Annotated in this window: 18 protein-coding genes; 5 read left to right on the top strand and 13 right to left on the bottom strand. The window is 73.8% G+C overall.

All coding sequences use genetic code 11. The annotated features are described in order from the left end of the window. Positions 1 to 40 precede the first annotated feature (40 nt). The 3 genes from ACILRH_RS12625 to ACILRH_RS12615 are packed head-to-tail and all read right to left on the bottom strand — an operon-like array spanning position 41 to position 1,545. Entirely contained in the window at positions 41 to 367 is a 327-nt protein-coding gene (locus ACILRH_RS12625; RefSeq protein ID WP_395693778.1) for a plasmid stabilization protein, read from the bottom strand. A gap of 49 nt (positions 368 to 416) precedes the next feature. Next, positions 417 to 1,151 carry a dienelactone hydrolase family protein gene (locus ACILRH_RS12620; protein ID WP_395693776.1) on the bottom strand — a complete coding sequence of 245 codons (735 nt, stop codon included), beginning with the start codon at positions 1,149 to 1,151 and terminating at the stop codon, positions 417 to 419. A gap of 55 nt (positions 1,152 to 1,206) precedes the next feature. Next, entirely contained in the window at positions 1,207 to 1,545 is a 339-nt protein-coding gene (locus ACILRH_RS12615; RefSeq protein ID WP_395693774.1) for a hypothetical protein, read from the bottom strand. 129 nt (positions 1,546 to 1,674) lie between these two features. On the opposite strand from ACILRH_RS12615, the gene ACILRH_RS12610 reads away from it, so the two are divergent. Continuing rightward, positions 1,675 to 2,304: a DUF4396 domain-containing protein gene (locus ACILRH_RS12610; protein ID WP_395693772.1), complete on the top strand. Its 630-nt coding sequence runs from the start codon at positions 1,675 to 1,677 to the stop codon at positions 2,302 to 2,304. A gap of 16 nt (positions 2,305 to 2,320) precedes the next feature. Here ACILRH_RS12610 and ACILRH_RS12605 read toward each other — a convergent pair whose 3' ends face one another. Both ACILRH_RS12605 and ACILRH_RS12600 read right to left on the bottom strand, forming a co-directional pair. Beyond that, entirely contained in the window at positions 2,321 to 3,553 is a 1,233-nt protein-coding gene (locus tag ACILRH_RS12605; protein WP_395693770.1) for an RNA polymerase sigma factor, read from the bottom strand. Between the two features lie 20 nt (positions 3,554 to 3,573). Beyond that, positions 3,574 to 3,918: a YciI family protein gene (locus tag ACILRH_RS12600; RefSeq protein ID WP_395693769.1), complete on the bottom strand. Its 345-nt coding sequence runs from the start codon at positions 3,916 to 3,918 to the stop codon at positions 3,574 to 3,576. A 206-nt stretch (positions 3,919 to 4,124) separates the two neighbouring features. Between ACILRH_RS12600 and ACILRH_RS12595 the strand changes: the two genes are divergently transcribed. Then, positions 4,125 to 4,499 (top strand): hypothetical protein, encoded by a 375-nt coding sequence (locus tag ACILRH_RS12595; protein ID WP_395693767.1) that lies wholly within the window; start codon positions 4,125 to 4,127, stop codon positions 4,497 to 4,499. 129 nt (positions 4,500 to 4,628) lie between these two features. Here ACILRH_RS12595 and ACILRH_RS12590 read toward each other — a convergent pair whose 3' ends face one another. Beyond that, entirely contained in the window at positions 4,629 to 5,261 is a 633-nt protein-coding gene (locus ACILRH_RS12590) for a hypothetical protein (protein ID WP_395693766.1), read from the bottom strand. Positions 5,262 to 5,404: 143 nt separating this feature from the next. On the opposite strand from ACILRH_RS12590, the gene ACILRH_RS12585 reads away from it, so the two are divergent. From ACILRH_RS12585 to ACILRH_RS12575, 3 genes are read left to right on the top strand one after another with little or no spacing between them, the layout of a single operon-like run. Continuing rightward, positions 5,405 to 6,607, top strand: coding sequence for a thiolase family protein (locus ACILRH_RS12585; RefSeq protein WP_395693764.1), 1,203 nt, complete (start codon positions 5,405 to 5,407; stop codon positions 6,605 to 6,607). 7 nt (positions 6,608 to 6,614) lie between these two features. After that, entirely contained in the window at positions 6,615 to 7,274 is a 660-nt protein-coding gene (locus ACILRH_RS12580; RefSeq protein WP_395693763.1) for a 3-oxoacid CoA-transferase subunit A, read from the top strand. Between the two features lie 2 nt (positions 7,275 to 7,276). Further along, positions 7,277 to 7,921, top strand: a complete 645-nt coding sequence (locus tag ACILRH_RS12575) for a 3-oxoacid CoA-transferase subunit B (RefSeq protein ID WP_395694125.1) — start codon at positions 7,277 to 7,279, stop codon at positions 7,919 to 7,921. Positions 7,922 to 8,241: 320 nt separating this feature from the next. Here ACILRH_RS12575 and xdhC read toward each other — a convergent pair whose 3' ends face one another. The 7 genes from xdhC to ACILRH_RS12540 form a co-directional block, all read right to left on the bottom strand. Next, positions 8,242 to 9,075, bottom strand: a complete 834-nt coding sequence (gene xdhC / locus ACILRH_RS12570; RefSeq protein WP_395693761.1) for a xanthine dehydrogenase accessory protein XdhC — start codon at positions 9,073 to 9,075, stop codon at positions 8,242 to 8,244. 1 nt (position 9,076) lies between these two features. After that, entirely contained in the window at positions 9,077 to 11,341 is a 2,265-nt protein-coding gene (locus ACILRH_RS12565) for a xanthine dehydrogenase molybdopterin binding subunit (protein ID WP_395693759.1), read from the bottom strand. A 1-nt stretch (position 11,342) separates the two neighbouring features. Further along, positions 11,343 to 12,761 carry a xanthine dehydrogenase small subunit gene (locus ACILRH_RS12560; RefSeq protein ID WP_395693757.1) on the bottom strand — a complete coding sequence of 473 codons (1,419 nt, stop codon included), beginning with the start codon at positions 12,759 to 12,761 and terminating at the stop codon, positions 11,343 to 11,345. Next, positions 12,758 to 14,194 (bottom strand): dihydropyrimidinase, encoded by a 1,437-nt coding sequence (gene hydA / locus ACILRH_RS12555; protein WP_395693755.1) that lies wholly within the window; start codon positions 14,192 to 14,194, stop codon positions 12,758 to 12,760. Before hydA ends, ACILRH_RS12560 begins: the two co-directional genes overlap by 4 nt. A gap of 10 nt (positions 14,195 to 14,204) precedes the next feature. Next, on the bottom strand, positions 14,205 to 17,114 hold the full coding sequence (locus ACILRH_RS12550) for a molybdopterin-dependent oxidoreductase (protein ID WP_395693754.1): 2,910 nt from the start codon (positions 17,112 to 17,114) through the stop codon (positions 14,205 to 14,207). Then, a complete protein-coding gene (locus ACILRH_RS12545) occupies positions 17,111 to 17,836 on the bottom strand; it encodes an FAD binding domain-containing protein (RefSeq protein ID WP_395693752.1) in 726 nt (241 codons plus the stop codon). Before ACILRH_RS12545 ends, ACILRH_RS12550 begins: the two co-directional genes overlap by 4 nt. 109 nt (positions 17,837 to 17,945) lie before the next feature. Further along, positions 17,946 to 18,923 carry an ornithine carbamoyltransferase gene (locus ACILRH_RS12540; protein WP_395693750.1) on the bottom strand — a complete coding sequence of 326 codons (978 nt, stop codon included), beginning with the start codon at positions 18,921 to 18,923 and terminating at the stop codon, positions 17,946 to 17,948. Positions 18,924 to 18,929: the final 6 nt, after the last annotated feature.

Genomic DNA, 18,929 nt, shown 5'->3' with positions numbered 1-18,929 from the left:
GGGTGCCCGGCGGGGCCGCCACCGGGTGGGTGCGACCGGGTCAGCGGTCGACGGCCTCCTCGAGCTCGGCCTTGGTCATCGTCGACCGGCCCTTGATGTTCTTGCGCCGGGCCTCGGCGTAGAGCTGGTCGCGGGTCCGCCCGCCGGCACCGCGGTGGGAGCGCAGGCCGCCGCGTCGGGAGGACGAGATGTCGTCGGTCGAGGTCTTGCTGCCCTGCTTCGCCTCGCCGCTGCGCGCACGCTCCTTGTTGACCGTGCGGGCGGCGATCTCCTCGGCAGTGTCCTCGTCGCGCCCCCGCTCCTCGAGCCCCTCCTTGATGTGCTCGTACTGGCGCTCGCGCTTCTTGCTCCACTGCTGCTGCGGCATGCGCCGGCGGTACCCGGTCGGCGCCGTCACCATGCGTCGCGGGCCGCGCTCAGAGGGTGCGCGCCAGCAGCGCTTCGAGCACCCGGTAGTGCCGTTCGGCGGCCGCCTCCCGGTACATCGACGTGTCGGCCATCGTGTAGCCGTGCGGAGCCTCGGCATAGACCTCGTTGAGGTAGGGCCGCCCGGTCTGCCGGAGCACCTCCTCGAGCTCTGCGACCTGCTCGAGCGGCATCGAGGGATCGTGGTCGGCGTGCCCGAAGGCGTGCTCCGCCGTCGCCGCCGCGATCGCCCGATGCGGGCTGTCGGCGTCGTCGGTGACCAGGCGACCGCCGTGGAAGCCGCCGACGGCGGCGACCGCACCCGGGAACCGGCCGCCGGCCCGCACCGCCAGGCGGGCACCCATGCAGTAGCCGGTGACGCCGATCGGGCCGTTCCCGGCGCGCTCCTGGAGCGCCAGCAGCCACGCGTCGGAGTCCGGATCGGACCGCTCGGGGGTGAGGGCCGCGACCCGGTCGCCGACACCCGACGCGAAGAACTCCTCACGCTCGCCGGGTGCCCGCAGGTCGGCGCGCGGGGCCAGGTCCGCGGCCGTGCCGTCGCGGTAGAAGACGTGCGGCGCGAGGACGACGTACCCCCAGGACGCGATCCGGTCGGCCATGTCCTCGATCTGGGGTCGCAGCCCGATCGCGTCGACGTAGAGCAGCACCCCTGGCCGGCCGGCCGCCCCGGTCAGGTACGCCTCGGCGTCACCGTCGGCGGCCCGGACCACGATCCTCTCGCCCATGGACCCGACACTAGGTGGCCGCTCAACCACCGGGCGGGTGGTGCGAGCGGACGGGTCAAGCGGCCGTCGGGTGGCCGTCGTCGGCGGAGGGCTCACCGACGGGTGTCCGGGCGCCGACCAGCCCGCGCACCCGCAGGTACGGCCGGACGTAGGAGTGGGCGACGTAGAGCCCGAGCCCGGCGAGGAGGGTCGCGGACAGGCCGACGACCGCCCCGGTCAGCCCGTTGTGCACCGGGCGGCTCGAGAGGAGGCCAGGCAGGACCATCAGGGCGACGGTGATGGTCGTGCCGGCCCGGAGCGTCCGCAGCACGGACCTCCGTGCCTGCCACTCCTGGATGCTCGGCCTGAGGAGGATCGGGTGGTGGTGGTCGGTCCCGAGTCGGATCACGGTCATGGCACCAGCAAGGCAGGGCGAGCCGTCCGAGAGCCCCCCTCGCCACGAACCCCGGTCGACGGCGTGGTGAACTCCGGGAACGGCCCGGCGGGCGGAATATACCCCCGGGGGGTATCAGTTGGGAGGGCCATGGACACCGACGACACCCCCACCGGCCACGACACCGGCCACCATGACGATGACCACACCGGCCACCACCAGGGAACCCACGGCCTCGGCGGCATGGCCGCTTCGGCCACGCTGCACTGCCTGACGGGCTGCGCCATCGGCGAGATCGCGGGCCTGGTCATCGGCGCCGCGGTCGGGCTGGGCAACGGCGCCACCATCGCCCTCTCAGTGGCCCTGGCGTTCGGGTTCGGCTTCGCGCTGTCGTCCCTGCCGCTGCTGCGGGTCGGGCTCGCGGTCGGCGCTGCGCTCGGCCTGGTGGCGGCCGCGGACACGCTGTCGATCGCGACCATGGAGGTCGTCGACAACGTCGTGGTGGCCCTCGTGCCCGGCGCCATGGACGCCGGCCTGTCCGACCCCGTCTTCTGGCTGTCGATGGCGGCGGCGCTGGTGGCGGCCTTCGTCGCGGCGTACCCGGTCAACCGGTGGCTGCTGCGGCGCGGCAAGGGTCACGCGCTCACCCACGGGTTCCACGGCGTGGGCGGGGAGGTCACCGGCTGGCGCCGGCACCTGCCCTCCCCCTCGACCCGGGCGCTGGCGCTCGGGCTCGCCACGTTCCTCGCGTCCGGGCTGGTCCTGTCCCTGGCCGTCTGAGGGCGAGCGGTCCGAGTCAGTCGACGACGCGGGATCCCGCGACCAACGCGCGCTGGGGGTCGTTGAGCGGCAGCGCCGCCGCCCGGCGGTCGGCCTCCTCGGCCTCCTCGTTCCGGCCGAGCCGGCGCAGCAGCACCGCCCGGGTGGCGTGCCAGTAGGCGTACCCCTGCAGCCCGTCGACCTCGTCGACCAGGGCGAGCCCGGCCGCCGCACCGTCGCGCTCCGCGACCGCGGCCGCGCGGTTGAGCCGCACCACCGGGCCCGGGTCGAGGGTGAGCAGCACGTCGTACCACGACACGACGGCGTCCCAGTCGGTGTCCTCGTAGGTCGGAGCGAGGGCGTGGCAGGCGGCGATCGCCGCCTGGACCACGTAGCGGTCCGGTCGCTCGGGGGACCGGCGCAGTCCCTCACCCACCAGCCGCACGCCTTCCTCGACACGTCCGCGGTCCCACCGGCCGCGGTCCTGGTCCGGCAGCAGCACCACCTCCCCGCCGGTGCCCACCCGGGCGTCGCGGCGGGAGTCCTGCAGGACGACGAGGGCGAGCAGGCCGGTCGCGCCCGGGTCGTCGGGCTGCAGCCGCACCAGCAGGCGCGCCAGCCGCTCGGCCTCCCCGACGAGGTCGGGCCGCACCAGGTCGGGACCGGCCGTGGCGGCGTACCCCTCGTTGAGCAGGAGGTAGACGGTGAGCAGCACCGCGGCCCAGCGCTCGGGGAGCTCGTGGTCGGGTGGGATGCGGTAGGGGATGCCGGCGAGCCGGATCTTCTCCCGGGCGCGGGTCAGACGCTTCGACATCGTCTGCTCGGGCACCAGCAGCGCGCGGGCGACCTCCGCGGTCGAGAGTCCGCAGAGCGTGCGCAGCGCGAGCGCCACCTGCGTGGGGACCGACAGCGCCGGGTGGCAGCACGTGAAGACCAGTCGGAGGAGGTCGTCCTCGACGGTGGAACGGTCGAGGTCGGGCTCCTCCCAGTCGTCCTCGAGGGAGTTCATCGCCATCGCCTCCTTCCCGGGGCGTGCCTGCTCACGGCGCACCAGGTCGACCGCGCGCCGCCGGGCGACGAGCCGCAGCCACGCCACGGGGTTGGGCGGGACCCCGTCGCGCGGCCAGGTCTCCAGGGCGCGCAGCACCGCGTCCTGGACGGCGTCCTCGGCCAGGCCCAGGTCGCCGGTCGTGCGGGCCAGCGTGGCCAGGACGTCGCGTCCCGACTCGCGGACGAGCAGGGTCAGGGCGCGACGTGCCTGGTCGGTCACGGTCGGTCGGGCGCGCCCGGTCAGCCCTCCATCGGGATGACGGGCCGGACCTCGACGACGCCGTCGCGTGCGGCGGGGATCCGCGCCGCCCAGGCGATCGCCTCGTCCAGGTCGGCGCACTCGAGCAGGTAGAACCCGGTGAGCGCCTCCTTGGTCTCCGCGTACGGGCCGTCGCTGGAGACGGTCTCGCCGGCGGCGTCGACCCGGACCTGGGTCGCGGTCGAGGTGGGGTAGAGCGCGGCGCCACCGCGGATGACGGCAGCGGCAGCGGCACCGAAGGCGCCGTACTCCGCCATCTGGTCGGCGTACTGCGGCTCCGTCCAGTCGACGTCGGAGGTGTAGATGATTGCTGCGTAGACGGTCATGGGTCACTCCTCGCATCAGGGGCCACCGGGGCGGTCGGCCTGCACCCTGGAGACGAACGGCGCGGGCCCGCACGGACAGCGTGAGGTCGACGGGGGACGATCCGGGCCACTGGTCTGGACCGGTCGGAGCCGGGTGCGGCGCCGGAGCCGCCCGTCCGGCGCAGGATCCCGCGGATCTGTTCACCTTCGTGTGGTCCACTCGCCACGTGAGCGACACCCACGTCATGAGCCGCCACGCCCGGCTCGACGTCCTGCTCGACGGCGTCCGGATCACTCGCAGCGCGTCGGACGCAGCCCGCCGTGGCACGGAGCGGGTCCACGTCGTCGCGTGGGACGACCTCGCCGGCGTCAGTGTCGAGACCTCGAAGAAGGGTCGCGCCGTCGTGAGGCTGCAGGTGCGCGGCGTCACGCCGGCGACGGACCACCGGCTGGATCCGTTCGCCGTGAAGGCGGGATCGGGCCAGGGCGCGGACGCGCTGGCGGTGGCCGAGCGGATCGAGGAGGAGCTCCGCACCCGACGCCGGTGGCGCGAGCTCGCCGACCCAGCCGCGCCCGACGCGAGCGCCGCCGCCGGCTTCTGACCAGTCGACGCGACGGTCACGAGCGAGGGCGGCCCGGCCGCGACCCGATGACCGGCACCCGCGGGGGACGAGGTGCTCGGCCTCGGGACCGCGGCCGGACCGCCGGTCCATGAGGTCGCCGTGGTGGGGTCAGCCCAGCCGGAGCGCTCCCAGGATCCGGTTGAGCAGGTTCGTCACCCGGCCCAGCAGACCGCCCAACCCACCGTCGAGCAGGTGGGTGACCGCGCACAGCAGGTTGCCCAGCAGGTTGCCGGCCCCGGACTGCGCCACGATGTTGAGCACCACGCGGTCGAGGTGCACCTTCAGGCCCAGCAGGTTCAGGTCCAGCGGGGCCAGCACCAGGTCGAGGACCCGGCAGGACGCGCGCTCCGCGACGGCGCGACCGGCGCGGGCCGGCGTGCCGTTGATCGACTTCACCCGAAGCGTCTTCATCGTCGCGAAGCGCGTCGTGCTGCCGTGGGCGCCGTGCACGACCCCCTCCACGAGGCCTCGCACCAGCACGTGCCCGTTGCTCTTGACGAACCGCAACGGCACGAACGCCCCGGTGACGTCGCGACCGTTCGCCGTCGTTCCGACGATGCGTGAGTGCATGGCGCCCTGGGCGGTCCTGGCGACCTCCCGTCGGACCGAGGCCTGCGCCGTGGCCTGCGCGGTCCGTGCCGGGCTCGACGCCGTGGCCGCCTGCGCGGACAGCAGGCACATGGCGAGCACGGTGAGCAGTGCGACGACCCTCCCGGTCGCCGACTTCATGATCGACTGCATGGGTTCCCTCCCGAGTGGTGCAGTGATGAGTCACCTGCTACCTGTCACGGCACGGCCACCGCGTTACGCCCCTCGACAGCCGGACCCGTCGGGTGTCCGCGGACCTGCCGGACGGCAGGCGACCCGGCCGTAGGCTCACGGCCATGAGCTCTGCGTTCGTGTACGCCGCCGTCCGCACGCCGTTCGGTCGTTTCGGTGGCGCGCTGGCCGAGGTGCGGCCCGACGACCTGGCAGCGGTGGCGGTGACCGGTGTGCTGGCCAAGGCGCCGGGTCTGGACCCGGCCGGGATCGGCGACGTCGCCTGGGGGTGTGCCAACCAGGCCGGTGAGGACAACCGGAACGTCGGCCGGATGGCGGTGCTGCTGGCGGGGCTCCCGGTCACGGTGCCGGCGACGACCGTGAACCGGCTGTGCGGGTCGTCGCTGGAGGCCGCGATCGTCGGCGCCCGCACCATCGAGTGCGGCGATGCCGACGTCGTCCTGACCGGCGGGGTGGAGTCGATGACGCGGGCGCCGTGGGTGCTGCCCAAGCCCTCGAGGGCATACCCGGCCGGCAACATGACCGCGGTGTCGACCACGCTGGGGTGGCGGCTGGTCAACGACCGGATGCCGGCCGAGTGGACGGTCTCGCTGGGCGAGTCCAACGAGCTGCTGGGCGAGAAGCTCTCGATCTCCCGGGAGCGGCAGGACGAGCTCGCCGCCCGCTCCCACCAGCTCGCGGCAGCGGCCTGGGACGCGGGCTTCTACGACGACCTCGTCGTCGCGGTCCCCGGGGTCGACCTGGCCCGCGACGAGGGCATCCGACCGGGCTCGACCGTCGAGACGCTGGCCGGGTTGAAGCCGTCGTTCCGGCCCGCGTCCGAGGGCGGCACGATCACCGCGGGCAACGCCTCCCCCCTCAACGACGGCGCCTCCGCGGTGCTGCTGGGCTCGGCGGCGGCGGCGACGACGATCGGCCTGGACCCCGTCGCCCGGGTCGCCGGCCGCGGGGTGTGCGCAGTGGAGCCCCCGATGTTCGGCTACGCCCCGGTCCAGGCAGCCGCCCGCGCGATCGACCGCGCCGGCATCACCTGGGCCGACATAGCCGCCGTCGAGCTCAACGAGGCCTTCGCCGTCCAGGCCCTGGCCTGCATCGACGGCTGGCTCGCCGACGGCATGACCGACCCCGAGATCGTCAACACCAAGGGCGGCGCGATCGCGATCGGCCACCCCCTGGGCGCCTCGGGCGGACGGATCCTCGGCACCCTGGCCGCCCGACTGGCCGAGTCCGGCGACCGGTACGGCCTCGCCGCGATCTGCATCGGCGTCGGCCAGGCCCTCGCCGTGGTCCTCGAGAACGTCTCCTGACCAGCCCATGACGGCGACCATCTGTGCGTCCGCTGCCGAGGCCGTCGCCGGGATCGAGGACGGCGCGACCATCCTGGTCGGCGGGTTCGGCCTCGCCGGGATGCCGATCGCGCTCATCGACGCGCTCATCGACTCCGGCGCCGGCGACCTGACGATCGTGTCCAACAACGCGGGCAACGGCGACACCGGCCTCGCCGCGTTGCTGGGCCAAGGCCGCGTCCGCAAGGTGATCTGCTCCTTCCCCCGCCAGCGCGACTCCTGGGTCTTCGACCGCCTCTACCGCGCCGGCGAGGTGGAGCTCGAGCTCGTCCCCCAGGGCACCCTGGCCGAGCGGATGCGCGCCGCCGGCGCCGGGATCGGCGCGTTCTACTCGCCCACCGGGGTCGGCACCCCGCTCGCGGACGGCCGGGAGACCCGGGTCATCGACGGCCGCACGTACCTCCTCGAGCTCCCCTTGCGCGGCGACGTCGCGTTGATCGGCGCGCACCGCGCCGACCGCCGCGGCAACCTCGTCTACCGCAAGACCGCCCGCAACTTCGGGCCGGTGATGGCGACCGCGGCCGCCACCGTGGTCGTCCAGGTCGACGAGGTCGTCGAGGTCGGCCGGCTCGACCCCGAGGCGATCGTGACCCCCTCGATCTACGTCGACCGGGTGGTCGTCGCGTGAGCCTGCCCCACGACCGACCTCTGACCCGGGAGGAGATCGCCGCGGCCGTCGCCCGCGACATCCCACCCGGCTCCTACGTCAACCTCGGCATCGGTGCCCCCACCCTGGTCGCCGACCATCTCCCCACCGGCTCCGGCATCGTGCTGCACACCGAGAACGGCATGCTCGACATGGGCCCGGCCGCGCCACCCGGCCAGGTCGACGCTGACCTCACCAACGCCGGGAAGCAGCCGGTCACCGAGCTGCCCGGGTCGTCGTACTTCCACTCCGCGGACTCCTTCGCCATGATGCGCGGCGGCCACCTCGACGTCGCCGTCCTCGGCGCCTTCCAGGTCTCCGCTGCCGGCGACCTCGCCAACTGGCACACCGGCGAGCCCGACGCCGTCCCCGCCGTCGGCGGCGCGATGGACCTCGCGACCGGCGCCAAGCGCGTCGTCGTGATGATGACCCTCTTCGCCCGCGACGGGTCCCCCAAGCTGGTCCCCGCCTGCACCTACCCGCTCACCGGCGTGCGCTGCGTCGACCGCGTCTACACCGACCACGCGACCTTCGACGTCCGCCCCGACGGCCTCGCGGTCCTCACCACCCACGGCACGACGTACGACGAGCTCGCCGCCCGCCTCGAGGTGCCCCTGCTGCGCGGTTGAGGCCTCCTTCTCCCGCGGTGGTCGAGCTCGTCCGGTGGTCGAGCTTGTCGAGACCCCAGCACCCGCCCGGGACGGTGACCGCCGACAGCCGGCGTACGGGGTCTCGACGGACGCTCGCTGGCGCTCGCTGCTCGACCACCGGTCAAGCCCGGTGGTCGAGCTTGTCGAGACCCCCGCACCAACGCAGGGCGGTGACCGCCGACGGCTCGCGGGTGCGGCGGGCGTCGGGTTGCCGCTGGTTCCCGGGTTGCGGTCGCCGTGGCGCGAGAAGTCGGAGGATTACCGGCACGAGGTGCCGACAACCCTCCGATATCTCCCACTCAGTCTCGCGCTGCAGGTGCGTCGACCGACGATGCCCATCGCGCGACGAGCTCGGCGGCGACGCCGAGCGCGATCGTGGCCGGGTCCTTGCCTGCGGGGTCCGGGCGCCCGATGGGGCACCGGATGCGCGCGATCGACTCCGCGGTGTGGCCCTCGAGCGCGAGAGCCCGCTGGAAGCGGCGCCACTTGGCCCGTGAGCCGATCAGCCCGATGGAACCGAGGTGCTGGCAGCGCAGGGCCGCGTCGCAGAGCGCGAAGTCCTCGGCGTGGTCGTGCGTCATCACGACCACCTGCGTCCCGCGAGGCACGACACCGAGCACCACCTCGGGCACCGGGGCGTGGTGCAGCCGCAGCGACGCCAGCCCGTCGTCCAGGAACGCGAGCGCTCGAGGGTCCACCCGGTCGCGTCGTGAGTCGACCAGGTGGAGCTCCAGCTCGTGACGGGCGAGGATCCGGGCGAGCTCGAGACCCACGTGGCCGACTCCGAAGACGGCGACCGCCGGCAGCACGGGGAGCCGCTCGAGCAGCACGGTCACCACACCGCCGCAGCACTGGCGACCGTGCTCGGTGCGCTCGGTGTCGTTGAGCTCGACCGTCAGCAGCACCGGCGGCCCCGGTGGTCCGGCGAGCAGCTCGGCCGCGCGCACCAGCGCCGTCTCCTCGAGGTTCCCGCCTCCGATGCTCCCCCACGCCTGCGGGCGGGGCTCCGCCAGGGCGACGACCATCTTGGCGCCGGCCGCGCGCGGCGCGTGGCCCCGCACCTCCGTGACGGTGACGAGGACCCCGTCGCGGCGTTCCTGCCGCAGCTGCTCGACCGCGGTGAGCCAGTCCACGTCAGCCACCTCCCCGGGCGCGCTGGATCGCCCAGAAGACCGCCTCCGGGGTCGCCGGCGTCGGCAGCTCGACGCTCGTGCCGCCGGGACCGAAGGCGGCAACGGCAGCGCGGATCGCCTCGCGCACCGAGAAGGCGAGCATGAGCGGCGGCTCGCCGACGGCCTTGGAGCCGTGGACGACACCGTCCTCGTGCGCGTCCCGCAGCAGCGACACGTGCCACTCCTCGGGCATCTCCGCGATGCTGGGCAGCCTGTAGGTGCTCCCCGCCCGGGTCGTCAGCCACCCGCGGCCAGGCCCGTCCGACTCGTCCCACCGGAGGTCCTCCAGCGTCAGCCACCCCGCACCCATCACGAAGCCACCCTCGATCTGGCCGAGGTCGACGAGCGGCGAGAGGCTGTCACCGACGTCGTGGACGATGTCCACGCGCCGCGTCCGGGTGGCACCGGTGAAGCCGTCGACCTCGACCTCGGCAGCGGCCGCGCCGTACGCGAAGTACTTGAACGGCCGCCCCTGCATGCGGGACGGGTCCCACTCCAGTCCTTCCGTCCGGTAGAAGCCCGTCGCGGACAGCGGCACCCGGGCGAGGTACGCCTCGCGGACCAGCACTTCCCACCCCAGGTCCCGGCCGGCCGCCACCTCGTCGAGGCGCTCCCGGAGCTGCGCGCACGCCCGCTGCACCGCTGCGCCGTTGAGGTCTGCTCCCGAGCTCGCCGCGGTGGCGGAGGTGTTCGGCACCTTGTCGGTGCGGGTGGGGGCGAGCCGGACGCGCTCCAGCGGGACGCACAGGGTCGTCGCGGCGACCTGCAGCACCTTGGTGTGGAGGCCCTGGCCCATCTCCGTGCCGCCATGGCTGACCAGCACGGACCCGTCCTTGTAGACGTGCACGAGGGCGCCGGCCTGGTTGAACGCCACGAAGTTGAAGGAGATGCCGAACTTGACCGGGGTCACCGCCAGCCCGCGCTTGACGTGGGGGTGCGCGGCGTTGAACCCAGCGATCTCCGCCCGCCGCTCCTCCACGTGGCCTGTGGCGAGCACCTCGTCCCAGACCCGGTGGATGCGCTCGGGATGCCGGACGACCTGGCCGTACGGCGTCGTCTGGCCGTCGATGTAGAAGTTCCGCCGGCGGAGGTCCTGCGGGTCCAGGCCGAGCAGCGGCGCGCAGCGACCGAGGACGTCCTCGATCACGAGCATGCCCTGCGGCCCCCCGAAGCCCCGGAACGCCGTCTGCGAGGTCTTGTGGGTCCGAGCGATCCGTCCGTGCAGCCGCACGTGAGGGATCCAGTAGGCGTTGTCGACGTGGCACAGCGCCCGGCCCAGCACCGCCTCGGAGAGGTCGAGGCTCCAGCCGCCGTCGGCGGTGAGCGTCGCGTCGAGTGCCTGCAGCAGCCCGTCGGCGTCGAAGCCGACGCGCCACTCGGTATGGAAGGCGTGACGCTTGCCGGTCATCGTGAAGTCCTGCGGTCGCGTGAGCCGGACGCGCACCGGCCGGCCGGTCACGACCGCGCCCAGGGCCGCGACGGCGGCGTACCCGTGCGGCTGCATCTCCTTGCCGCCGAAGGCGCCGCCCATCCGCAGGGACTGGATCGTGACCTGGTGCTGATGCACGCCCAGGACGCGGGCGACCACCTCCTGGGTCTCCGCGGGGTGCTGGGTGCTGCTCTGCACGAAGACCTGGCCGGACTCGTCGACCTGCGCCAGCGCGCACTGGGTCTCCAGGTAGAAGTGCTCCTGGCCGGCCGTCTCCGTCACGCCGCTGAAGACGTGGGCGGACGAGGCGAGCGCCCGCTCGACGTCGCCGCGCTCGATCGTCGGTCGCGCACCCTGGAAGCTGCGGGCCGCGATCGCCTCGTCGAGGCGGACGACGGCCGGGAGTGGCTCGTAGTCCACCTGCACCGCCGCAGCACCACGCCGCGCCGCCTCGAACGTCTCGCCGAGCACCCAGCACACCGCATGGCCGGCGTACATCACCTCGCTGGGGAACAGCGGCTCGTCACCCCCCACGCCGGCGTCACCGACGCCCGGGACGTCGGCGGCCGTGAGCACCCGGACCACGCCGGGCACCGAAAGCGCGGGCACGGTCCGCAGGGCGGTCACCTGCGCGTGGGCGAGAGGGGCCTGCACCGGGTGGGCGTGCAGGCAGCCACGCGTCCGGAGCACGAGGTCGTCGGTGTAGAGCGCCGCACCGGTGACGTGGAGGGCCGCGCTCTCGTGCGGCACCGCGAGGCCGACGGAGGGACCGTCGAGACGGGGGGACGGCTCGCTCATGTCAGCAGTCCTCCTCGGCTGAGGGGTGCCTGGTGAAGAGCGCGTGGAGGGCCTGCTCGAGCATCGCCGCCCGGTAGGCGGCGCTGGCCCGGTGGTCGTCCATCGGCGTCCCCTCCCCGCCGAGGACGACGCCGGCGGCCCGGACGGTGTCGGCCGTCCAGGGCCGCCCCTCGAGCGCGGCCTCGGCCGCCCGCGCACGGATCGGCGTCGCGGCCACGCCCCCCAGCCCGATCCGTGCGCGGCCGACCCCGCCGTCGACGACCTCCAGGGCGAACGCGACCGCGACGCTCGCGATGTCGTCGTGACGGCGCTTGGTCACCTTGTGGAAGGCGGTCAGTCCGGCCAGCGGCCGGGGGATCCGCACCGCCCGGACGAGCTCTCCTGGACGCAGCGCCGAGCGCCGGTACTCGGGGAAGAAGGCCTCGACCGGCACTTCGCGACCACCGTCGGCGGACACCAGGAGGACGGTCGCCTCGAGGGCGAGCAGGGCCGGCGCGAGGTCCCCGATCGGGGAGGCGGTCGCCAGGTTGCCCCCGATGGTCGCGCAGCTGCGGACCGGCTGTGAGGCGAACAGGGGGAAGAGCTCCGCCAGCAGCGGCACCCGCCCCGCGAGCGCGCGCTCGACGTCGGCGAGGCAGAGCGCGGCGCCGATCTCGAGCGGCTCGGTGGTCACGACGGGCACCGACACCCTGCGCAGCTCGGGCAGGTGGTCGATCGCGACGACGTACGGCGACCGGGTGCCGCGGAGGTTCACGTCGACGCTCCAGTCCGTGCCGCCCGCGACCGGCACCGCATCCGGGTGGTCGCGCAGCAGCTCGAGGGCTTCCGCGAGGTCCGCGGGACGCCGGAAGACGCCCGTCGGATGCTCGACCCGGGTCGCCACGGGTGCGGGCGCCGGTCTCCGGAGCCGCCCCACGAGGGGATCGTCGGCCGCAGGGGCTCCCAGCGCCTCGGCGGCGTCGCGGATCGGGCGGTAGCCGGTGCAGCGGCACAGGTTGCCGTCGAGCGCGCCCAGGTCGAAGCCGCCGGGTCGAGCCGGGCGGTCGGCCCGGTAGAACTCCGCCGCCATGCTGCACACGAAGCCGGGGGTGCAGTAGCCGCACTGCGAGCCGCCGCGGACCGCGACCTCCCGCTGGACGGGGTGCAGGTGGTCCGCGGTGCCGAGGCCCTCGACCGTGACCACCTCCTGGCCGTCGAGGGCGACCGCAGGCACCAGGCAGGCGTCGATCGCCGTCCACCGCGAGCCGTCACCGTCGGGTCGTGCGACCATGACGGCACAGGCGCCGCACTCCCCCTCGGCACACCCCTCCTTGGCGCCGGTGAGCCCGATGCTGCGCAGCCACTCCAGCGCCATGGTGTGCGGTGCGACCCCGGCGAGGGAGAACGACCGGCCGTTGACGGTGACGGTGGGTGTGGTCATGCCGGCCTCCGGTCACCCGGGACGCGGCGACCGAGCACCAGCGGCGCCCGCCGGACGAAGCGGCCCCGGCCGGGCCTCGGTCCGGTCGGCTCGCCGCCGACGGCGACCACCTCGCCCCGGCTGATCGTCGCGGCCGGCCACCCGGTGACGACCATCCCGGCGAACGGGCTGTGGTCACTGCGCGAGTGGAGGTTCGACGCGTCGAGGGTGCGGGTCGCACCCGGGTCGAACACCACGAGGTCCGCGTCGAGGCCGGGGCGGACCGCACCCTTGGTGCCGTCGAGCCCGAACAGGCGCGCCGGGGCGCCGGACGTCGCATCCACCCAGCGCTCCAGCGACAGCCCGCCGGCGACGACGCCCTGGTACACCAGCGAGAGGCGGGTCTCGACGCCGCTCAGCCCACCCGGGATCGCGGTGAAGTCCGTCCACCCCGCCCCACCGGTCCCCCGCCGGCGGTCCTCCCGGGTGAACGGGCAGTGGTCGGTCGCGACCACCTCGACGTCGCCGGCCGCGAGAGCGGCCCACAGGGCGGCACGGTCAGCCGGACCGCGCAGCGGTGGCGCGCACACGAAGTCCGGGTCGCCGGCATCGAGGTGCGACCGGTCGAGGTGCAGGTAGTGCGGGCACGTCTCGGTGTGGACGTCGACACCGGCCGCGCGCGCCGTCCTGACCGCGTGCAGGCCCGCCTCGCTGGACAGGTGGACGACATAGAGCCACGCACCCACCTCGCCGGCCAGGGCCGTCGCGCGGCCGATCGCCTCGGCCTCGACCGAGGGCGGGCGCACGGAGGGGACGGCGTCCGGCCCGGTCCGGCCCGCCGCGAGCGCCCCGGCCGTGAGGGCCTCGACCCGCACGCCGTCCTCGGCGTGCACGCACACCCGCACGCCGGTACGACGCGAGGCGGCCAGGGCCCGCGCGAGGGTCTCGTCGTCGACCATGAGCCGGTCCGGGTACGCCAGGTAGAGCTTCACGCTGGTCACACCCTGCTCGGCGAACGCGGAGAAGCGCTGTGCCGCGGCGTCCGCATCGGTCGGGAGCTCGGTGACCGTCAGGTGGAAGCCGTAGTCGACGACCGCCCGGCCGCGGGCCCGGTCGTGCCAGGTCGCCAGCGCCTCGTGCCACGGCTCACGCCCGGCACCGGCGAAGTCCACCACGCAGGTGGTGCCGCCGCACGCCGCGGCCAGCGTGCCCGACTCGAAGTCGTCGGCAGACGTGACCGCACCCACGGGCAGGGCGAAGTGGGTGTGGACGTCGATGCCGCCCGGCACGACGTACGCCCCGCCTGCGTCGACGACCTCGGCGGTGGCCGCGACCTCGGCACCGACGCCGTCCGCCACGGCCGCGATGCGCCCCTCCCGGACGAGCACGTCGGCGCGCCTCCTGCCGGCCCCGTCCACGACGGTCCCGCCTCGCACCACCAGCTGGTCGGACACGGCAGCCCACCTAGGCGTGCAGGGCGCGCCACACCCGCTCGGGCGTCATCGGCAGCTCGTTGACCGCCACGCCGGTCGCGTCGAGGATCGCGTTGCGCACCGCCGGCGCCACCCCGTCGATGCCGATCTCGCCGACCGACTTGGCACCGAACGGGCCGCTCGGCTCCATCGTCTGCACGAGGTACACCTCCGTGGGCGGCATGTCGTCGGCCCGGAAGATCCAGTAGGGGCCGAGTCGCGCGTTGACGGCCCGGCCGTCCTCGTCGAGCACCAGGTCCTCGGTGAGCGCGTAGCCCAGGGCCTGCGCCATGGCGCCCTCGACCTGTCCGCTGGCCGTGGTCGGGTTGATCGCCACTCCGCAGTCGACCGCCATGACCAGCTTGACGACGGTGACCTGACCGGTGTCCACGTCGACCTCCACCTCGGCGACCTGGGCCGCGAACGGCGGCGGCGACTCCGGCGAGACGTACGACGCCGTCGCCATGATCTGCTCCTGGTCCTCGACGTGCAGGGCGTGGAGCGCGACGTCCGCCAGCGACACCGAGCGCCCGTCGGGCGCCCACGCCTGACCACCCCTGACCCCGACCCGGCACGGGTCGTCGAGCCCGAGCAGGCGGGCGGCACGCAGCACGATCCGCTCACGCACCGCCTCGGCCGCCTTCTTCACCGCCGTGCCCGAGATGTAGGTCGTGCTGTCGGCGTAGGCACCGACGTCGAACGGCGTCATGTCGGTGTCGGCGGCGTACACGAGGACGTCGTCGGTCCCGACCCCCAGGACCTCGGCGGCGATCTGGGCCAGCACGGTGTCGGCGCCGGTGCCCAGGTCGGTGGCACCGACGAGCAGGTTGAACGACCCGTCGTCGTTCATCTTGATCGAGGCCCCGCCCATGTCGAGGTTGGGGATGCTGGTGGCCTGCATGCAGAGGGCGAACCCGATCCCCCGCCGGACATGCGGGCGGTCCGGCGGCTGCTTCCACGAGGGGTCGTCGCGCCGCGCCCAGCCGATGGCCCGCTGTGCCTGCGCGACGCACTCGTCGGTGGCGCAGCTCGTCACCCGTGGCAGCTCCCCCGCGATCTCGGCGGCGCCGCGCTCCCCGAGCGCCGGCAGGATGTCCAGCGGGTCCCCGGTCCGTACCCAGTTCCTCCGGCGCAGCTCGACCGGGTCGAGGTCCAGGCTCCGGGCGATGTCGTCCATGTGCGACTCGAGCGCGAAGAGCGCCTGCGGTGCGCCGTAGCCCCGGAAGGCCCCGGCCACCGGCCGGTTGGTGTAGGCGACGTCGGCGGTGTACCGCTTGGCCGGGCAGTTGTACTGCGACAGCCCCCGTTGGCCGGAGACCGACTGCACCGTGAAGCCGTGGGTGGCGTACGCCCCCGTGTTGCCGACGACGTGGTGGTCCTGGGCGAGCAGCCGGCCGTCGCGGTCGAGGGCGGACCTGAACGAGACGGTCTGGGCGTGGCGGATCCGGGAGGAGACGAACTCCTCCTCCCGGGTCAGCTCGAGCCGGACGGGTCGGCGCGTGGCGAGCACCAGGTGTCCGACGACGTCCTCGAGGAGCATCTCCTGCTTGCCGCCGAACCCGCCACCCAGGCGTGGCTTGACGACCCGGATCTGCCTGACCGGCAGGCCGAGGAGCGGCGCCACCATCCGCCGGGCGTGGAAGGGCACCTGGGTGGAGCTGCGCAGCACCAGGCGTTCGTCCTCGTCCAGCCAGCCGATCACGATGTGGGGCTCGATCGGTGTCTGTTGCTGCTGCTGCACGTGGAAGGTCTGCTCGAAGACGTGCTCGGCCCGCGAGAACGCGGCCTCGAGCTCGGCGTCGGTCACCGTCTGCCCGTCGACGCGGCGCGGGACGTTGTGAGCCGCGTCCTCGATCCCCTCGGTGTCGTCCTCGTCGTGGATCACCGGCGCGCTCCCACTGATGGCCTCGACCTCGTCGAAGACGGCCGGCAGTACTTCGTAGGTGACCTCGATCAGCCGGCACGCCTGCTCGGCGACGGCGACCGTCTCGGCAGCGACGGCGGCGACCCGGTCGCCCACGTGCCGGACCTTGTCGTCGAAGCTGACCTGGTCCCACGGCCGAGGGTTCGGCCAGCTCTGGCCGCCCGAGGCGTACTTGACCCGTGGGGTGTTGAACGCGTGCAGCACGGCGTGGACGCCCGGGAGGGCGCGGGCCGCGGAGTCGTCGATCGCGACGATGCGGGCGTGCGCGTGCGGACTGCGCAGGATCTTGGCGAAGAGCATGCCGCGCAGCTCGACGTCGTCGACGAACGCCGGGTTGCCCTTGACGAGCTTCAGCGCGTCGACCTTCGCGACACCGTGGCCGACCACGGTGGTCGCCGGAACGTCTGCTGCCGGCACCAGGCGCGGCATGGCGGCCGGGGCGTCCGGGACCGGCGCACCACCACCGTCGGTGAGCCGCTGGACGAGCACCGGCGCCATCGGCTCGGGCTTCTCGCCCCGCAGCAGCGCGGCGGCCCGCTGCACCGCGTCGACCACCTTCACGTAGCCGGTCTCGCGGTCCAGGATGCCGGAGAACGCGTCGCGGACCTCCCACTCGGTCGGGTCGGGCACCCGGTCGAGCAGGGCCTTGGCCGCCAGCACCATGGCGCCGGCCGAGTAGCCGGACTGCAGCGCACCCGACTCGACGAACGCGGCCTGGATCGGGTGCATCTCGCCCGTCGCCACGTTCAGCGACTCGACGGTCGTGACCTCGTGACCACCGGCCTGGGCCGCCAGCAGCACGTCGGCGGACACCAGGCGGCCGTCGACGAGCACGGCGGCCGCTCCCGTCTCGCCGGTCTCGGAGCCGTACCGGACGCTGAAGCAGCCCAGGCCGCGGAGCACCGTCAGCAAGGACTCCCCGGGCTCGCAGGTCAGCCGCCGCCGTCGCCCGTTGAGCGTGAGCTCGATGTCGGTCATGAGATCTCCTCCAGCACTCGGGCGACCAGGACGTCCGCCAGGGCCCGGCGGTACTCGCTCGACCCGCGGAAGTCCCCGACCGGGTCCAGCTCCACACCGGTGTCCACGAGGACCGGGGTGGGTGCCACTCCGGTGACGGCGACGCGTCGCCCCGCGTCGGAGCGACGGCCGACCGCGGCGACGATGGCTCGGTCGGCGGGGGTGCGTGCCGTGCGCGCGACCGCGGCGACGCCGTCGGTGCTGATGGTGACGGCGGTGACCACGCGACCGGGCGCGAGCGGCAGGACACCGAGCAGCCGCTCCAGCGGCACGGTCCCGCTGCCGAGGCTCGTCTCGACCTGGACCAGCGCCTCGTGCACCAGCAGCGCGGCGAGCAGCTCGCTCTCGGGGTCCCCGGTCACGACGCAGCCGCCGACCGTGCCCTGCGCGCGCAGCGTGCTCGGCCGCTCCCGGCGCGCCGCCTCACGGACGACGGTGGGCGCCTCGGCGGCGTCGGCGAGCTGCTGCAGCGTGGTCAGCGCGCCGATCCGCAGCCGCTCCCCGTCCTCGGGGACCAAGCCCTCGAGATGGAGCGCCTGCAGGTCGACGACCTCGACCCGGTCGGGCGACGGGTCACCGTTGAGCCGGGTGCCTCCGGCGAGCGCCACGGCGCCGGGGAGCTCGAGCAGCTCGATGGCCTGCGTGACGGTCGAGGGACGCCAGTAGGCGGTTGCGGTCACCATGATGAAGCCTCCTCACGCGGGTGCCTGCTGGAGTAGGGGCGAAGGTCCGTCGGCGGTGACCCGACTGCAGGTCCCGCTGCGGAGGGCGTGTCGACTCATGGCCTGCACCTCAGCCCATCGTCAGTGCCATGACGGCCTTCTGGCCGTGCAGACGGTTCTCGGCCTGGTCGTAGACGACGCTCTGCGGCCCGTCGATGACCTCGTCGGTCACCTCCACGCCCCGCTCGGCGGGCAGCGGATGCATGTAGATCGCGTCCTCGTTCGCGGTCGCGAGCCGGCGCTGGTCGGCGATCCAGGACGGGTGGGAGTCGACCAGCCGGGCCTCCTCGTCCGGGTCCGTGGTCGTGAGCACGGCACCCCAGCCCTTGGCGTAGACGACGTCGGTCCCGCGGATGCCCTCGTCGAAGTCGTCGAGCATCTCGAATGAGGCGTGACCGAGGCGGGCGTTCTCCCGTGCCTGCTCGAGCATGTCCGGCATCAGGTCGAAGCCGGGCGGGTGCACCAGCCGGACGTTCATGCCGAACCGGGGCAGCAGCATGATCAGGCTCTGCGGGACGCTGAGCGGCTTGGAGTAGCTCCGGGCGCACGCCCAGCTCACCGTCGCCGTCCGGCCACGCGGGTCGCCGAAGCGCTCGATGATCGTCATCAGGTCCGCCAGCGCCTGGTGCGGATGGAAGTGGTCACACTGCATGTTGAGGACCGGCACCCGGCTCGCTGCCGCGACCTCGCGGATGTAGGCGTTGCCCAGGCCCCAGTCGACGTTGCGGATCGCGATCCCGTCGTTGTAGCGACCGAGGATCTCGCCGATCTCCTTGGCGGTGTCACCGTGCGCGATCTGGGTGGAGCGGCTCTCGATGAACTGCGCATGACCCCCGAGCTGGGCCATCCCGGCCTCGAACGACGCCCGCGTCCTCGTGCTTGCGAAGAAGAACAGCATCGCCAGCACCTTGTCCCGCAGGTAGGGGTGCGGCTGCCCGAGCGCCCGCTCGCGCTTCAGTGCGAACGCGACGTCGAGCAGGGTGTCGATCTCGTCCTTCGTCCAGTCCTGGAGGTCGATGACGTCGCGGCCACGAAGATGGGTCTGCACCTCGTC

This window comes from Nocardioides sp. (assembly GCF_044226765.1).
GTDB lineage: Bacteria > Actinomycetota > Actinomycetes > Propionibacteriales > Nocardioidaceae > Nocardioides.
The sequence above is the reverse complement of the archived record's forward strand: the minus strand, read 5'-3'. Positions and strand labels throughout refer to the sequence as shown.

Excerpts from the sequence above, each read along its gene's own strand:
- ACILRH_RS12580 (WP_395693763.1), top strand. The coding sequence starts at position 6,615 with ATGACGGCGACCATCTGTGCGTCCGCTGCCGAGGCCGTCGCCGGGATC.
- ACILRH_RS12600 (WP_395693769.1), bottom strand. The coding sequence starts at position 3,918 with ATGACCGTCTACGCAGCAATCATCTACACCTCCGACGTCGACTGGACG.
- ACILRH_RS12560 (WP_395693757.1), bottom strand. The coding sequence starts at position 12,761 with ATGACCACACCCACCGTCACCGTCAACGGCCGGTCGTTCTCCCTCGCC.
- ACILRH_RS12625 (WP_395693778.1), bottom strand. The coding sequence starts at position 367 with ATGCCGCAGCAGCAGTGGAGCAAGAAGCGCGAGCGCCAGTACGAGCAC.
- ACILRH_RS12565 (WP_395693759.1), bottom strand. The coding sequence starts at position 11,341 with ATGAGCGAGCCGTCCCCCCGTCTCGACGGTCCCTCCGTCGGCCTCGCG.
- ACILRH_RS12550 (WP_395693754.1), bottom strand. The coding sequence starts at position 17,114 with ATGACCGACATCGAGCTCACGCTCAACGGGCGACGGCGGCGGCTGACC.
- ACILRH_RS12620 (WP_395693776.1), bottom strand. The coding sequence starts at position 1,151 with ATGGGCGAGAGGATCGTGGTCCGGGCCGCCGACGGTGACGCCGAGGCG.
- ACILRH_RS12585 (WP_395693764.1), top strand. The coding sequence starts at position 5,405 with ATGAGCTCTGCGTTCGTGTACGCCGCCGTCCGCACGCCGTTCGGTCGT.
- ACILRH_RS12615 (WP_395693774.1), bottom strand. The coding sequence starts at position 1,545 with ATGACCGTGATCCGACTCGGGACCGACCACCACCACCCGATCCTCCTC.
- ACILRH_RS12610 (WP_395693772.1), top strand. The coding sequence starts at position 1,675 with ATGGACACCGACGACACCCCCACCGGCCACGACACCGGCCACCATGAC.
- ACILRH_RS12545 (WP_395693752.1), bottom strand. The coding sequence starts at position 17,836 with ATGGTGACCGCAACCGCCTACTGGCGTCCCTCGACCGTCACGCAGGCC.
- ACILRH_RS12590 (WP_395693766.1), bottom strand. The coding sequence starts at position 5,261 with ATGCAGTCGATCATGAAGTCGGCGACCGGGAGGGTCGTCGCACTGCTC.